12 protein-coding genes are annotated in these 15,141 nt (G+C 64.2%); 9 read left to right on the forward strand and 3 right to left on the reverse strand.

Annotation, left to right across the window (positions count from 1 at the left end; translation table 11 throughout):
• The first annotated feature begins 99 nt into the window (after window positions 1–99).
• The 9 genes from MOV80_RS13605 (at window position 100) to MOV80_RS13645 (ending at window position 10,502) form a co-directional block, all read left to right on the forward strand.
• Window positions 100–360 carry an EscS/YscS/HrcS family type III secretion system export apparatus protein gene (locus MOV80_RS13605; protein ID WP_019104573.1) on the forward strand — a complete coding sequence of 87 codons (261 nt, stop codon included), beginning with the start codon at window positions 100–102 and terminating at the stop codon, window positions 358–360.
• Between the two features lie 5 nt (window positions 361–365).
• A complete protein-coding gene (sctT, locus tag MOV80_RS13610; protein WP_107731454.1) occupies window positions 366–1,142 on the forward strand; it encodes a type III secretion system export apparatus subunit SctT in 777 nt (258 codons plus the stop codon).
• A gap of 1 nt (window position 1,143) precedes the next feature.
• Window positions 1,144–2,307: an EscU/YscU/HrcU family type III secretion system export apparatus switch protein gene (locus MOV80_RS13615; RefSeq protein ID WP_081548837.1), complete on the forward strand. Its 1,164-nt coding sequence runs from the start codon at window positions 1,144–1,146 to the stop codon at window positions 2,305–2,307.
• 269 nt (window positions 2,308–2,576) lie between these two features.
• Window positions 2,577–3,080, forward strand: a complete 504-nt coding sequence (sicA, locus tag MOV80_RS13620) for a type III secretion system translocator chaperone SicA (RefSeq protein ID WP_019103389.1) — start codon at window positions 2,577–2,579, stop codon at window positions 3,078–3,080.
• A complete protein-coding gene (sctE, locus tag MOV80_RS13625) occupies window positions 3,077–4,831 on the forward strand; it encodes a type III secretion system translocon subunit SctE (RefSeq protein ID WP_019103388.1) in 1,755 nt (584 codons plus the stop codon). Before sicA ends, sctE begins: the two co-directional genes overlap by 4 nt.
• A 16-nt stretch (window positions 4,832–4,847) precedes the next feature.
• A complete protein-coding gene (locus MOV80_RS13630) occupies window positions 4,848–6,107 on the forward strand; it encodes an IpaC/SipC family type III secretion system effector (RefSeq protein WP_118268392.1) in 1,260 nt (419 codons plus the stop codon).
• 140 nt (window positions 6,108–6,247) lie between these two features.
• Window positions 6,248–7,417 carry a type III secretion system needle tip protein SctA gene (gene sctA, locus MOV80_RS13635; protein ID WP_118268391.1) on the forward strand — a complete coding sequence of 390 codons (1,170 nt, stop codon included), beginning with the start codon at window positions 6,248–6,250 and terminating at the stop codon, window positions 7,415–7,417.
• Window positions 7,418–7,546: 129 nt separating this feature from the next.
• The gene (locus tag MOV80_RS13640; protein ID WP_118268390.1) at window positions 7,547–10,216 is read left to right on the forward strand and encodes a hypothetical protein; all 2,670 of its coding nucleotides are present in this window, start codon (window positions 7,547–7,549) and stop codon (window positions 10,214–10,216) included.
• On the forward strand, window positions 10,206–10,502 hold the full coding sequence (locus MOV80_RS13645) for an acyl carrier protein (RefSeq protein WP_162897139.1): 297 nt from the start codon (window positions 10,206–10,208) through the stop codon (window positions 10,500–10,502). Before MOV80_RS13640 ends, MOV80_RS13645 begins: the two co-directional genes overlap by 11 nt.
• Here MOV80_RS13645 and MOV80_RS13650 read toward each other — a convergent pair.
• The 3 genes from MOV80_RS13650 to MOV80_RS13660 form a co-directional block, all read right to left on the reverse strand.
• Entirely contained in the window at window positions 10,454–12,817 is a 2,364-nt protein-coding gene (locus tag MOV80_RS13650; RefSeq protein WP_249605219.1) for an ATP-binding protein, read from the reverse strand. The genes MOV80_RS13645 and MOV80_RS13650 overlap by 49 nt on opposite strands.
• Window positions 12,818–12,821: 4 nt before the next feature.
• Entirely contained in the window at window positions 12,822–13,514 is a 693-nt protein-coding gene (locus MOV80_RS13655) for a response regulator transcription factor (RefSeq protein ID WP_019102518.1), read from the reverse strand.
• A gap of 573 nt (window positions 13,515–14,087) precedes the next feature.
• Complete coding sequence (locus MOV80_RS13660; RefSeq protein ID WP_249605220.1) at window positions 14,088–15,101, reverse strand: zinc-binding alcohol dehydrogenase family protein; 1,014 nt, start codon at window positions 15,099–15,101, stop codon at window positions 14,088–14,090.
• Between the last annotated feature and the right edge of the window lie 40 nt (window positions 15,102–15,141).

A 15,141-nucleotide genomic window follows, 5' to 3' on the forward strand; every position in this document is an offset into this window, starting at 1 on the left:
CGGTTTTGCTTCCCGAGTCTTGGAGAGCTGAATGGCTTTAATGGCGCGGGCGGAGTGCCGCGCTGTCCATGCCGCCCGCCTCAATTTTGGAGTTTTGCTATGAATGATCTGGTGTTCGCCGGCAACAAGGCGCTGTACCTGGTGCTGCTGATGTCGGCCTGGCCCATCATCGTCGCCACCGCCATCGGCCTGCTGGTGGGCCTGTTCCAGACCGTGACCCAGTTGCAGGAACAGACGCTGCCCTTCGGCATCAAGTTGTTCGGCGTCAGCCTGTGTCTGTTCCTGCTGTCCGGCTGGTACGGCGAAACCCTGCTCGGCTTTGGCCGGGAGGTGATGCGCATGGCGCTGGCCAGGGGCTGAGGCGGATGCAGTTTGGCCTGTTCTTCGAAATCCACGGCTGGGTGGCCTCGGCCGCGCTCGGTTTCGCCCGCGTGGCGCCGGTGTTTTTCATCCTGCCTTTCCTGAACAGCAATGTGCTCAGCGGCGTGGTGCGCACCTCGGCCACCATGCTGGTGGCGCTGGGGCTGTGGCCGCATCCGGTGGAGGCGCTGCCGGCCTTTCAGGCGCTGCCCTTCCTCGCGATGATCGCGCGCGAGGCCGCGGTGGGCCTGCTGCTGGGCTGCCTGCTGGCCTGGCCGTTCTGGGTGTTCCACGCACTGGGCAGCATCATAGACAACCAGCGCGGCGCCACCTTGAGCAGCAGCATAGACCCGGCCAACGGGGTGGACACTTCGGAATTGGCCAATATGTTCAATCTGTTCGCCGCCGCGGTTTATCTGCAAGGCGGCGGCATGAGCCTGATGCTGGACTTGTTCCGTCAGAGCTATCAGCTGTGCGACCCGCTTGGCGTTTGCACGCCGGCGCTGCAGCCGACGCTGAGCCTGCTCAATCAGGTGATCAGCAAGGCGGTGGTGCTGGCCAGCCCGGTGGTGGCGGCCTTGCTGCTGTCCGAGGTGGTGCTGGGCCTGCTGTCGCGCTTCGCGCCGCAGATGAACGCCTTCGCGGTGTCGCTGACGGTGAAGAGCGCGGCGGCGCTGCTGATCATGTTGATGTATTTCGGCCCGGTATTGCCCGACACGGTGATGCGGCTGGCCTTCCCGCCGCAGGCATTGCCCGGCTGGTTGAGCGCGCCGGTGCCTTGAGATGTCGAACAAGACTGAACAACCGACGCGCAAACGCCTGCAGGACGCGGCCAAGAAAGGCCAGTCCTTCAAGAGCCGCGACCTGGTGGTGGCCTGCCTGACCCTGTGCGGCGTCGCCTATCTGGTGTCCTTCGGCTCGCTGGTGGAATTGATGGGCGCTTTCCGCCAGGTGATCGCCGGCGGCTTCCAGCAGGATATGCAGGGCTACGCCCAGGCGGTGGTCTGGCTGGGCATCAAGCTGCTGCTGCCCATCTTCCTGCTGTGCATCGTCGCCTCCGCCTTGCCGTCCCTGCTGCAAAGCGGCTTCGTGCTGGCCAGCGAGGCCTTGAAGCTCAATCTGGAAGCCTTGAATCCGGTCAACGGCTTCAAGAAGCTGTTCAGCCTGCGCACGGTGAAGGAGGCGGTGAAGGCGCTGCTGTACTTGACCAGTTTCGTGGTGGCGGTGCTGGTGCTGTGGCACAAGCACAAGGCGCTGCTGTTCGCCCAGCTCAACGGCGACCCGATGGGCATGGCGGCGATCTGGCGCGAACTGCTGCTGGCGCTGGTGCTGACCTGCCTGGGCTGCATCGTCGCGGTGCTGGTGCTGGATGCGATCGCCGAGTACTTCCTGTTCATGAAAGACATGAAGATGGACAAGCAGGAGGTCAAGCGCGAGATGAAGGAGCAGGAGGGCAATCCGGAGATCAAGTCTCGCCGCCGCGAGGCGCATATGGAAATCCTGTCCGAGCAGGTGAAGTCCGACATCGAAAACTCGCGCTTGATCGTGGCCAACCCCACCCATATCGCCGTCGGCATCTATTTCAAGCCGGAGCTGCTGCCCATTCCCTTCATCTCGGTGATGGAGACCAATCAGCGCGCGCTGGCGGTGCGGGCCTACGCGGAGAAGGTGGGCGTGCCGGTGGTGCGCGACATTCCGCTGGCGCGGCGCATTTTCGCCAGCCATCGCCGCTATTCCCTGGTCAGCCTGGACGAGGTGGAGGAAGTGCTGCGCTTGCTGATGTGGCTGGAGCAGGTGGAAAACGCCGGAGCGGAGGCGTCTGAGCCAGCACCGGAGCCGCCGCCGCAGGCGGAGCAGGGGAAGGGCGCGAGCGCCGCCGGCTCTGTTGTGGATAAATCCGCCGGCACGCCCGCTTCTGTGGATAAGCGGGATGGTCAGGAGGGCTGAGCGCATTCACGTCCTCAAAACACGCGGGACCGTGAGCAGGCCCTCGCCTGGCTAAGCCAGCCTCTTCCCTGGCCGCTGCGGTCCCAAAGCCGGCAGGACCGTATTGAACAAGCCCGGATATCCGATGCGCCCCCGTCATGAGCGATTCCTGAATGTTTCCCCCCGTCGGTCGCTGTTAAATGACAGCGACGACGGTCATTTCACACCCAAGACAACCGTCGTCTCTAGCCAGCTCTGCCGGGTTGGTGACAGCGACTAGGAGATGTTTGATGAACCCTGAAGACAGTGTCAGCGACGACCGCCTGGCAGAGATGGTCTGGGAAGCGGTAAGCGCAGGCGCCACCCTGAAAGACGTGCACGGCATTCCGCCGGACATGATGGAAGGTCTGTACGCCCACGCTTACGATTTTTACAACAAGGGAAGGCTCGACGAAGCGGAAACCTTCTTCCGCTTCCTATGCATCTACGACTTCTACAACCCCGACTACATTATGGGGCTGGCCGCAGTGTGCCAGCTCAAGAAACAGTTCCAGAAGGCCGCCGATCTGTACGCGGTGGCTTTCGCCCTGAGCAAGAACGACTACCGGCCGGTGTTCTTCACCGGACAGTGCCAGTTGTTCATGCGCAAGGCGGCCAAGGCCAGGCAGTGTTTCGAGCTGGTGTGCGAGCAGAGCGACGACGAGTCGCTGCGCGCCAAGGCCCAAGTGTATCTGGACAGTTTGCAGGAGACGGAGGCCGAGCAATCCCGTCAGCAGGAAAAGGAGCAAGCATGAGCGGTAACACTATCGGTCAAAGCTTCAATCTTGGCAGTGCCGAGCTGGCGAAAGCGCTTTCGGGCAACACCCAGGCGAGCGAGAAATTCGTCGACGCCGCGCAGAAGTCTGCGCAAGCGCTGTTCACGATGCGCGTCAGCGACGACGCAGGCGCCGCCAAGCCGCGCAGCGACTTGAACACGCCGCCGCTGACCCAGCCCACGGCCAAGGCCAAGGAAGAGCTGGACGGCGCGGGCAAGCTGACGCTGCTGCTGGGACAGTTGATGTCCTTGCTGGGCAACGTTTCGCTATCGCAGCTGGAAAGCCGTATCGCCACCTGGCGCGCAATGATGGACGCGCAAGCGGCGATGGGCCAGAAGCTGTCGGATGAGTTGCAGCAGGCGATAGGCGAGGCGGAACAAGCCACCGAAGCCTACCAGACGGCGCTGGGCGATTTGAAAACGGCCAAAGAAACGTTGGAAGCGGCCAAGCAGAAACTGGCCCAGGCCCAGGCCAAGCTGGATGGCTTGACGCCGGAAGACGCCGGCTATCAGCAGGCTCTGGCGGCGCGTGATCAAGCCGCCAACGAGGCGCAGGCCGCCAAGCTCAAGGCCGACAAGGCGGAACAGGCCGCTACCGACGCGCACAATCTGGCCAAGGACAAGACCGCCAAGGCCGACTCGCTGTTGACCCAGGCTCAGGGGCTCAATACCAAGGGCGGCGCGGTGCAGCAAGGCGCGGAAGACCACCTGACCGGCGTGGCCAAACTGACCATGCTGATGGCGATGTTCGTCGAGATGGTGGGCAAGAACAGCGAAGAAAGCCTGAAAAACGATCTGGCATTGTTCCAGGCCATGCAGGAAGGCCGCCAGAAGGAAATGGACAAGAAATCCGCCGAGTACCAGGAAGAAGTGCGCAAGGCGGAAGAACTCAATCGCACCATGGGGTGCATTGGCAAGATTCTAGGCGCGGTGCTGACGGTGGTCAGCGTCGTGGCCGCAGTATTTACCGGCGGCGCCAGCCTGGCGCTGGCCGCGGTGGGCCTCGCGCTGATGGTGGCGGACGAGGTGGTCAAGGCCACTACCGGCGAATCCTTCATGGAAAAGGCCATGAAGCCGATCATGGACGCCGTCATGGCGATGTTGAAACCGCTAATGGACCTGGTGGGCAAGATCGTCAGTGAAACGCTAAAGGCATTCGGCGTGGATAAAAGCCTTGCGGATACCATCGGCTCCATCGCCGGCATGATTTACGCCGCGGTTGCCATGGTCTTTGCGGTGGTGGCGATCTCCATGGTGGGCAAGGGCGTCGCTAGCAAGCTGGGCGGCGCTCTGAGCAAGATGATGGGCGATTCGATGCGAAAGATGGTGCCCACCCTGCTCAAGGAAATGGCCAAGAACGGCAGCAAGGTGTTGACCCAGGGCTTCCAGCGCCTGGCCAACAGCCTGGGCCTGCCCAAGGACGCCGCGGCCAAGCAACTGATGGCCAACACCCTCAACCGCGTGGTGGTGGGCGGGGAAGTGGCGCAAGCCGCCACCCAGGCCGGCGGCAACGTGGCGCAGGGCGTGTTCATGAAGAACGCCAGCGACATGTTGGCCGATTTCACCCTGGCGCGCGCCGCGATGGAGCAGATCGAACAATGGCTGAAGCAGGCGGTGGAAGTCTTCGCCAGCACCCAGAAAGTCACCCAGGACCTGACCACGATGATGTCTTCCGCGTTGCAGCAGAACGCGGAAGCCGGCCGTTTCGTGCTGCGTCAGAGTCACGCTTGAGTTAGGAGAGAATATTATGGCAACTATTATCGGCAGTATTTCCACCCACAATCCGTTTCCGGCGGCGCTTGAATCCGGCGCGGCTGAAAAATCCTCCGTCGCCAAGTCCTTGGTGGACATCAAGGACATCCTGCCCATCCTGAACAGCGCCGGCCGCGACGGCAAGGCGCTGGCCGAAGTGATGAGCGGCCCGCAACTGCGCCCGCCGTCCGCCGAGGTGAGCAAGCAAGTGACCGACGCGCTGAAGAGCTATTTGAGCGAAAAAGCCCAGGACCCGGCTTTTGTTCAGGACCTGGGCGCGGTGTATCAGAAGGTGGAGTCCGGCGTCAGCAAGCTGGTGGACGACAAGGTCAAGGAGCAGGCTGAACAGGGCAAGCCCTTCGACATCAGCGGCATGGCGCCCAACGGCGCGGCCTTGATGGTGGCCGCCATTGTGCTGATGTCGGCGCTGCGCACCGCCGACAACACCTTGAGCAGCAAGCTGTCGCTGGTGGGTTTCGATGCCACCAAGGCCACTGCCGCCTCCATGGTGCGCGAGGGCGTGGCCAATCTGTCCAGCAGTGTTGTCCAGGGCGTGGGCCAGATGGCCATTACCGGCGTGGGCGCCAAGAAGAGCCTGAGCGGTTTGAACACTGAGCGCGGCGCGCTGAAGAACAACGCGCCCAAGCTGGCCAAGCTGAGCGACGAGGCTCGTAAGATCGATACTACCTTGCGCAGCCAAAACACTATCAAGCTGGGCACCGACGCCGACAGCCTGAAGCAGGTGGGCCTGAAACCGCAGCAGCCGGGCGCGGCCAAGCCGGGCGCGGGCGAGTTGAACATGCAGTCCAATGCCGCCGGCAGCGTGGCGGACGGCATGGCTGGCGACAAGATCAGCTTGCAGCCCAGCAACCAGCGTTTGTCCCAGGAGCATGAAGCGGAACTGGCCAGCACAGGTGATAAGCTGAGAGGGAAGATCCAGGCGGAACAACTGGCCATGGACGTTAACAAGAACAAGGCCGCGGCCAAGCAGACTACCGGGCGGGCCATCATGGACTTCTCGTCCCCGGTCAGCAATATCGCAGGCGGTTCCGGCCGCTACGCCGCCACGCTGGAGCAGTCCGAGCAGCAGATCAGCCAGGCTTCCAGCCGCGTGGCCAATACGGCCTCCGAGGAAACCCGCGAGAGCAGCCGCAAATCCGACAGCGTCATCCAGGAGCTGCTGCGCACCTTGGACAGCATCAGCCAATCCAAGAACGCGGCCATGGGGGCGGTGGCCGGCAACATTCGCGCCTGATTTGCTAGCCCGGAACCGGACGGGACCATCTAAGGCTCCGTCCGCCGGCCCGGCCATCCTGGTCGGGCCGGCCTTCCATACCATTCATCCCGCCAGCGCCTGGGCGCCTGCCTCGGCGCTGGCCATGCAGGGGAACCCCCATGAACGGCATTCAAACCACTCTTTCCACGCCGCTGACGCGGCCACAGCTTGCTGAAACCCCGGCCGCCGCGCCGCGCTCCGATGTCGCCGGCGTTGCCGTCGAAACCCGCGCCGCCGCATCGCAGGGACCGGAGCTGTCCGCGCTCAATACCGCTCAGAACAAGGCCGACGCGTTGCGCCAGGCGAATGAGGCTGCCCGCCGCACCGTCGAAGGGCAGACCGCGTATGAAAGCAAGCTGGCGGATCAGCGCTGGCAGGCGGCGATTGCCGGCGGCGAACAGCCGCCGGCCGAGCGCGTGGCATTCCAGCGCGGCGCGCTGACGCGGGCCTTGGACGAGGCCCGCGACATGCAGACCTTGGCAACCCAACAGTTCGTTGGCGCGCTGAAGAGCGTGGGAGATAGCGGCTATGTGATGTCCATCGAGCAAAAGTCGAAGCTGCAAGCGGATATCGCCGACGTGTTCGCCGACGCACCGCCCGCGGCGCAGGAGTTTGCCGCGCGGATGTCGGCCCCGGCGCCGGGCGCGGCCAAGGACATGATCTCCGACCGCGAACTGTGGGAAATGATCAGCGAGTCCATCGGCAACATCAAGGACGGCTACTTGGGCGTATATGAGAACGTGGTGGGCAAATACATCGAGTTCTACCAAGAGTTCAGCGACATCCTGTCCCAGATGGCCGGTTGGATCTCATCCAACGACAAGGGCGACAAAGTCACCCTGAGTGCGGGCAAGCTGTATGCAGCGCTGAAGGCATTGAAGGAGAAATACCAGAACACGGTGTTATTCCCCACCAGCGGCACCACGACCGAGGCCGAGGCGAAAAAATGGGCCAAGGAGCTGGGTCTGCCGGAAAGCTGTGTGCAAAAAAAAGGCGACGGCTACGTTGTCGTCATCGACACCGGTCCGGTGCAGAAAATGATGGACGCTTTGAAAGGGTTGAATCCGTTAGTTGAGCTCTTTCCTGACACTAAAGTTGAAATGGACAACGCCAAATTCCAGGCCTGGCAGTCCGGCTTCAAGGCGCAGGAGGAAAGCCTGAAGAATACCTTGCAAACGCTGACCCAGAAATACAGCAACGCCAACTCGCTGTTCGACAATCTGGTTAAGGTGCTCAGCAGCACCATCAGCAGCTGCACGGAAACCGCCAAATCGTTCTTGCAAGGCTAAGAGCGGCAGACAAAACTCCCGCGATGCCGCGCGCCGATTTGCCGTACGACGGCTACCGTCGGCGCGCCTTGCCTCAGCCGTAAAACCGACTTCTGTTAGCCGCTCTATAAGGCTAAGGAGAACCACACCATGACCATTACTGGAGCATCATCTCCTCGACTGACGCGCTCGCTGTCCGTGCCGGCGGACGCGTTGCGGCGGCCGGCCACCCCGCTCTCGGAGAGTTACAGCGGCGGGCGCAGCAGCGCCGCCACGCCGGCGCGCCGCCACTCGGTGAGCGATCCGGCCAGCTTCAAGGCCCAGCACACCCGAGACAGCGTGGCGTCCTTGTTCTCCGCATCGCCGCAAGCCAAGGCGCTGTACCAGCTCTATCGGGCTTCGCCCAATGTCCACGCCAAAGGGGAAATCGAGGAGTTCGCCAAGGTTTACGCGAAGCTTAAGCAACAGCCGGACCTAAGTCCGCAGGACGCTAAGTCCCTGGACGATCTGGCGCGGCAATACACCGCCCGAATCCTGAAAGACGGCCTGGGCGTCGAATCCGCCTTCGGCCCATGGCTTGATAGCTGCAAGCAGCAATACAAGCTGCGCAGCGAACTGGAACACAAGCTGGCGGTATTGGCCAATGAGCATTGCGGCGGCGACACCATGAAGCTGGGCAATGCCTTCATGCTGCGCGAGGTCAGCACCTTCATCCTGTCCTATGTCGAGACCCAATTAGGTCGACCATTGGATGTCGCCACCGGCAAGCAAGTGTTGGAACTGGTGGATAGCGCGGCGCGGCAGGCCTTCGACGCGCTGCGTCAGAGCCGCGACGAGATGCTGAGGCAGAGCGGCCCGAGCCTGGGCCGGCAGGCGCGAGACCTCGACACCGTGGCGATTCTGCCGCAATTGCTGCGCAGCGTGCTGGCGGGACTGGGTCAGGAAGCGCCACCGCAGGCGAAGCCGGATCTTCCCGACGAGCCCAAGGGGCCGGACGCTCCCAAACCCGATCCTTCCGCCGCGCCGGCGGGCGGGCCCAATATCACCATCAATGTCGGTGGCATCACCATCGATAACAGCGTGAATATCACGGATAGCGGCAATACCTCCGATAGTGGCAACAGCAGCCGCAGCCAGCGGCCCGCCCGAGGACGGCGAGATCCGAGCAGGCTGGTGCAACGTTTGAATCTGAAGATGCATCAGCAGCAAGGCGCTCAGCGCGGGTCGGAGAGCGGCGATGGGCAGACCCGCCGCGCGGCCGCCTCTGGCGATGGCGCAGGGCGTTCGTTCCGCTCCATGGAGACGCAAACGGAGGCAACCGGCGGTCGCGATGGAACGTCGCGTACGACCGAAGTGCAAACGCCGGTGACGGATCTGGACACCTCGCGCATCACCGTCAGCTCGACGGATGCCGAGCGCGTGGTGATCCCCGCGGATGCGTCCACGCAGGCTGACGACACCACCGCAGCTTCCCCGCTGTCTTTCAAGCTTTGGCGCAGCAGTTTCCCCGAGGTGGTGTTGAAGTCCGTCATTTACCAGTCCGATGCCAACAAGGCGGCCGGCGCGTTGGCGCAGGACATTCGCACCGCCATGCTGCTGGACAGCCGCGGCGAACTGGACCGCGGCCCCCTGGTACAGGCGCGAGATGCTTTTTTACCCAAGCCCGGCTCAAGCGAGGACGAAAAACTTTATGGTGCGGCCATGTCGGAAACAGCGTGGCAGCATTTGCGGCAGGGACTGGAACAGCACCCGCAGCAGGCGCAGCTGCGCGGCCAGATCCTGAAAACAGCGCGCTTGACCAGCATCGGCAAGTTCGAGGGCGACAAGGACTGCGTGATCCGGCGCTTGCTGAACTGGGCGTCCGTCCAGGCGCCGACGGCCGGTCAAGCGACCACTGGCGCCGGCCGGCGCGTGGAAGGGGTGTTGCGGAGAGATCCCTTCAATGTCCAGAATCTGTCCAGCCAGCCGGTAGCCCATGCGGCCACGGCGCAACGCAGCCAGCCGTTGACGACGCCGACGCGGACGGATACGCCGCCGGTTCTGGCCGATGGCGGCGCGGAAGCGGCGCACACAGAGCCCAAGGCGATGGATCTGCGCCGGCAAGCCTTCCTGCAAGGGATGCTGAACGGCAACGACGCCCAGCCGAGCGAGCTCGAGAACCCTGCCGCATCGTCTCCCAGCGGCACGCCGCCGCCGCTTCAGTCGGCCGCGACAGCGCAAGCCGCGACACCGGCCGATACCCGGCCTGCCGGCGGTTTCAATCTGCTGCGCTTCGGCAATATGCCGACCCTGCCGACTTTGAGCTCCCTGCGCCAGCAAGGCATGGCCTTGAATGGCGAGGTCGAGTTATTGCGCGCGGCGCGCAGCGTGCTGGCTCCGGAGTGGAACCCGAGCGCGCAGCAGCGTGAATTCGATGCTTTGCGCAAGCAGGCCTTGCCGGACGCCAGAAGCGGGCAAACGGGTTTGTTGTCCGCGTTCGCCAATGGCACGCAGACGGATGCCCAGGCCAAGGCGGCGGAGCGCTTGCAGCAGGTGCTGGCCACGCACCAGGGGCTGGCGGGACGACGCGAAGCCTTGAACCGCTTTGCGGGCAATTTGATCAAGGAAGGCTATCTGCTGGCCAATGGCCAGAAAGAGAATCCGCTGGTGCTGGGCTTGCTGGATGCAGTGGGGCTTGACGCCGCCACTCAGCGGCAACTCCGCGATGACGGCAATGCACAGCGTAAAACGCAACGCAGCGCCGACTCGGAGATCACCCTGACCACCGATGGCCTGCATCTCGATCCCAGCCGCATCCGGGAGCGCAACCGTGTCCGTTAGTCTTGAAGACAAAGTGGTGGCGGTAATGGCCTGTTGCCTGTCGGTGGAGGAGTCCAAGCTGCAGCCTCAGGCCTTGCTGGTGGACGAGTTGTACGCGGACTCGATGGAGCTGCTGGACATGGTGTTGCTGTTGAACGACGCGTTCGGCATCGAGATCGGCGTCGACGACATCGTCGACATCAAGACCGTGGCCCATGTCTGCCAGGTGGTGGAGCGGCAGCTGGCGCGCCGCGTCGCTCAGTCGCCGCTAGGCTCTGCTTGCGGCAACGCGGCCTCCAGCGCCTGAAGCAGATCCCGCAGCCGGGCGGAGTCCGGCTGCGGCAGGCGCAGCGCGGTTTGCATTTCCGCCGCTAGGGCGGGCAAGCGCGGCAGGCCGGCGCTGAGGGCCACGCCGTGCAAGCGGTGCGCGTAATGTTCCGCTTGCGGCCAGTCCCGCGCCTGCAAGGCTTGGCGCAGCGCGGCGGCGTCGGCGTCGCAGCTGTGGCTTAGCAACTGCGTCAGCTCGCCGTCGGGCGGGGCCGGCGCGGCGGGCGCCGGACCGGGACGGTGATCCAGCCACAGCGTCATGATCTGTTCCAGCTGGGCCAGCCGCAGCGGCTTGGTCAGGCAGCTGTCTATGCCGCTGTCCAGGCACCGCTGCTGGTGTTCTATGCCGGTAGTGGCCGAGATGGCGATGATGGGCAGATAGGGCTGCCACTGCAGCGCCGGGTGGCGGCGCAGCCGCAGCGCCAGTTGATAGCCGCTGATGCCGGGCAGGTTGCAGTCCAGCAGCGCCATCGCAAAGCGCTGTCCCTGATCCAGCAAGGCCAGCGCGGCGGCGCCGTTGTCCGCCGTCACCGCGCGGTAGCCCAGTTGCAGCAGCTGCTGGGCGATGATGAAGCGATTGGCCGGCTGGTCCTCCACCACCAGGATGGGGTCGCAGGCTTCCTTGAGCGCCGCCGGCGCGCTGACGGCGTCCGGTTCTGCCTCCGCGGCGGCTTCGGCCGGCGCATGGCGCACCGGCAGCCACAGCGTGACCGTGGTGCCGCGCTCCGGCTGGCTGTCCAACGCGATGCGGCCGGACATCAACTCAACCAGTTGCCGGCAAATCAGCAAGCCCAGCCCGGTGCCTCCGTAGCGCTGCTGGGTATTGTCCGCCTGCGCGTATTCTTGAAACAAGCGGGCCTGCTGTTCCGGCGCGATGCCGATGCCGGTGTCGCTGACCTGGATGCACAGCAGCGCCCGTTCCTTTTCTATTTCCTGCAGTTCCAGCCGCAGGCTCACCTTGCCCTGACGCGTGAACTTGACCGCGTTGCTGAGCAGATTGCTCAGAATCTGGCGCAGGCGCACCGGGTCCACCACTAGCAGGCGGCTGCACAAACCCAACATTTCCTGCTGTAGTTCCAGCCCTTTCTTTTCCGCGCAGGCGCGATAGATCGCCGCCACGCCGCTGGCCAGCGCCGCCGCGTCGGTGGCCAGCGGCTCCAGGCGCAGCCGCCGGGCGTTGAGCTTGGACACGTCCAGCACATTGTCCAATAGCTCCAGCAAATTCACCGCAGAGGCGTTGGCCAGCGCCGCCAGCTCGCGTTCGCGCGGCGGCAGCTCGGCCTGGCGCAGCAGTTCCACCGAGGCCAGCACCGCGTTCATCGGCGTGCGGATTTCATGGCTCATCACCGCCAGAAACGTCGATTTCTCCGCCTCGCTGCGCTGGGCGGCGCGGCGCGCGGCGTGGGCGCGCTGAGCGAACGCCAGCAGCAAGAGCAATACCAGGCTGACGCCGGCCAGCTCCAGCGCGTAGTAGCGGGCGATGGAGCGCCAGGAGGGCGCGCCGTAATCGGTGGTTTGCAGCCAGTCTTCCAGCATTTGCTGGGTATCGTCCGCGGTCAGCTGCGCCAGCGAATCATTGATGATGGACAGCAGTTGCGGCTGCTCCTTGTTCACCGCCATCGACACCAGTCTGGGCATTTCGCTGACGCTGCCGGCAATGCGCAGCGAGCCGTAATAGCGGCGGCGGATCACGGACTGCATCACCGCGTCCAGCCCCACCGCGGCGTAGGCCTTGCCGTCCGCCACCGCGTCCAGCGCCGCCAGCGGCGTGGGCGTGGCCACGATGTCCACGGCGGGAAAATTCTCGCGCAGGAAGTATTCGTAAGGGTCGCCGCTTTCCACCGCGATGGTCTTGTCGGACAGCTTGGAGGTGCTGAACACGATGGGCTTGTCCGGCTGGGTGACCAGCACGGTGCTGCCGGAAAAGTAGGGGTCGCTGAAGCGGATGCGCCGGCCCACCTCCGGCGGGATCAAACCGGAGGACAGCGCGGTGAGCAGATCGATGCGGCCGCTGAGCATCATGTCCACCGCTTGCTGGCGGTTGGCCACCGGCACCAGCTCAAAGCGCAGGCCGCTGATCTCGGATATGCGGCTCAGATACGCCTGGGTCAGGCCGCGGTGCTCGCCGTCCTCCATGTATTCGATAGGCCAGCCGTGCGGGTCTATCGCATAACGCACCACCGGGTGCTTGGCCAGCCAGGCGCGTTCCGTCGGATTGAGGCCGGCGCGGCAGAAGCCAGCCGGGAAGCAGAACGCCAGCAGCAGACAGGAGAACAGCAAGAGGCGCGCATGCATGGTTTTAGTGGCTGGCCAGCCGGCTTTGCAGTTTGAACAGCTCGTTGTCGCTGCGCAGGCCCAGCTTTTTCAGCGCCGATTGCTTCTGGTTGCTGATGGTTTTGATGCTGCGGGAGAACTTGACGGCGATGTCGCTGACCGTCATGCCGTCCAGGCAGCAGCGCAGCACCTCGCGTTCGCGAGGGGACAACTCAGGGTGATCCAGCAGGCTGCGCAGCATGGCTTTCTGCGGCGGCGGCAGGCTGGCGCAGCTCTCGTCCAGCGCGGCGCTCATATCCGGGCTCAGATAGCCGTGGCCGTCGGCCAGCAGGCGAATGGCCGCCACTAGCTCGTCCAGGCTCTGTTCCTTGCCGATGAAACCGTGCGCGCCGCAGCGCAGCGCCAGCGCCACCGTGGCCGGGGTGTAGTAGGCCGACATCACCAGAATGCGCACTCGGGCGAAGCGCCGGCGCAGGCCGCGGATCAGGCTGAAGCCGTCGATGTCGCCGGGGCTGAGCGCGTAGTCGGTAACCACGACGTCGACGCCGTCATGCTGCTTCAGATGCTGGATCAGCGGCGCGCTGCTGGTGAATTGTCCAGCCACGTTCAGGTCGGTTTCATCGGCTAGGCGGCCGGCCAGGCTGTTCAGCACCATCAGGTGATCATCCAGCAAGGTGATCTGTATCGGCTGGCTCCGCAATGATTTGGCATCAGGCATATGAGTATCCCAACAGATGGCGGCGCGGTTGCGCCTTGCGCCATGGTTATGTCTCTGAACCTGTGTACTCTGTTGCGCGGGCGGCGGCTCCGGTTTCGCTCCGGCATCAGGCTTGGTATAGGCCATTACGCAAAGGTTTGGCGGCTTGGAACGCTTGCGCCGCCGGTCTGGCCGGTTGAGGGAACGGAGAGTGGAATGGCGGGACGGGCCAGGCGCTGCGGCGCGGCCGGCGTTGCCTGCGGCGGGGCCGGAGGCGAAAGCGTGCGCATTCGTGATCTCGTTCCCCGGATTGTTAAAGACAGCCAGCAGGCCATTATTCCGCGCCGGCTGCGCCTTGTGAAGCGATTTCGATGCCTGTCGGCGACGATTAGCGCGCCGGCATGGAGTCGGCGGCGAGGACCGCCGCCGGAGTAGGGGGACGCGCTGATTAGAACGCGTTGACGATCTCGCGAGCTAAGGCGAGACAAGGCGAAAACCGCTGAGAAAGCGGAATGCACAAGTGGTACATGAGCATTTCAAAGCGGCACTCACCGTGTCACGCCTCACGAAGCGCAGCAGATTATGAACAGACGCTTAGAAACCCGAGAGCACGATCTTGCCCTTGGCCCGGTTGCTCTCCAGCAAGGCGTGGGCGCGCTTCAGGTTGGCGGCGTCGATGCGGCCGAAGCGCTCGGCCACTGTGCTGCGGATCAGGCCGGCGTCCACCAGCTCGGCCAGCCGGTTCAAGAGCAGATGTTGTTGAATCTGGTCGTCGGTGCCAAACAGCGAGCGGGTGTACATGAACTCCCAATGCAGCGACACGCTCTTGCGCTTCAGCTCGCGCACGTCCAGCGCCGCCGGGTCGTCAATCAGCGCCAGCTTGCCTTGCGGCGCGATGGCGGCGGCGATCTCCTTGAAGTGGGCGTCGGTTTGATTCAGGCTGGCCACGTAATCCACCTGGGCATAACCGATGCGCTTGAGCTCCTCGCTCAGCGGGAGACGGTGGTCGATCACATGGTGAGCGCCCAGCTCTTTGACCCAAGCCTGGGTTTCCGGCCGCGAGGCGGTACCGATCACGGTCAGACCGGTCAACTGGCGAGCCAACTGAACCAGGATGGAGCCGACGCCGCCGGCCGCGCCCACCACCAGCAAACTCCGGCCGCTGGGCGCGCGGTTGTCCAGCACTTGCAGCCGGTCGAACAACAGCTCCCAGGCGGTGATGGCGGTCAGCGGCAAGGCGGCGGCCTGCTCGAAGTCCAGGCTGTGGGGCATGCGACCGACGATGCGTTCGTCCACCGCGTGCAGCTCGCTGTTGGCGCCGGGACGGTGCAGCGCGCCGGCGTACCATACCTTGTCGCCGGGTTGGAACAGGCTGACCTTGCCGCCCACCGAGCGCACCACGCCGGCGGCATCCCAGCCCAGCACCTTGGCTTGGCCAGCCTCCGGCGCCGCGCCGGCGCGGACCTTGGTGTCCACCGGATTGACCGAGATGGCCTTAACCTCCACCAGCAGATCATGCTCACCGATGACGGGCTCGGGCAACTGCACGTCCCGCAGCGATTCCGGATGCTCGATCGGCAGGTTCTGGTAATAAGCGACGGCTTTCATATTCGTATTCTCCATAGTGCGGGGGCCGATAGGGCCCAGT

The organism is Chromobacterium sp. IRSSSOUMB001 (genome assembly GCF_023507765.1).
In the GTDB taxonomy this organism is placed as follows: domain Bacteria; phylum Pseudomonadota; class Gammaproteobacteria; order Burkholderiales; family Chromobacteriaceae; genus Chromobacterium; species Chromobacterium haemolyticum.

Coding starts and splice junctions, on each gene's coding strand:
- MOV80_RS13605 (WP_019104573.1), top strand. CDS start 100: ATGAATGATCTGGTGTTCGCCGGCAACAAGGCGCTGTACCTGGTGCTG.
- sctT (WP_107731454.1), top strand. CDS start 366: ATGCAGTTTGGCCTGTTCTTCGAAATCCACGGCTGGGTGGCCTCGGCC.
- MOV80_RS13615 (WP_081548837.1), top strand. CDS start 1,144: ATGTCGAACAAGACTGAACAACCGACGCGCAAACGCCTGCAGGACGCG.
- sicA (WP_019103389.1), top strand. CDS start 2,577: ATGAACCCTGAAGACAGTGTCAGCGACGACCGCCTGGCAGAGATGGTC.
- sctE (WP_019103388.1), top strand. CDS start 3,077: ATGAGCGGTAACACTATCGGTCAAAGCTTCAATCTTGGCAGTGCCGAG.
- MOV80_RS13630 (WP_118268392.1), top strand. CDS start 4,848: ATGGCAACTATTATCGGCAGTATTTCCACCCACAATCCGTTTCCGGCG.
- sctA (WP_118268391.1), top strand. CDS start 6,248: ATGAACGGCATTCAAACCACTCTTTCCACGCCGCTGACGCGGCCACAG.
- MOV80_RS13640 (WP_118268390.1), top strand. CDS start 7,547: ATGACCATTACTGGAGCATCATCTCCTCGACTGACGCGCTCGCTGTCC.
- MOV80_RS13650 (WP_249605219.1), bottom strand. CDS start 12,817: ATGCATGCGCGCCTCTTGCTGTTCTCCTGTCTGCTGCTGGCGTTCTGC.
- MOV80_RS13655 (WP_019102518.1), bottom strand. CDS start 13,514: ATGCCTGATGCCAAATCATTGCGGAGCCAGCCGATACAGATCACCTTG.
- MOV80_RS13660 (WP_249605220.1), bottom strand. CDS start 15,101: ATGAAAGCCGTCGCTTATTACCAGAACCTGCCGATCGAGCATCCGGAA.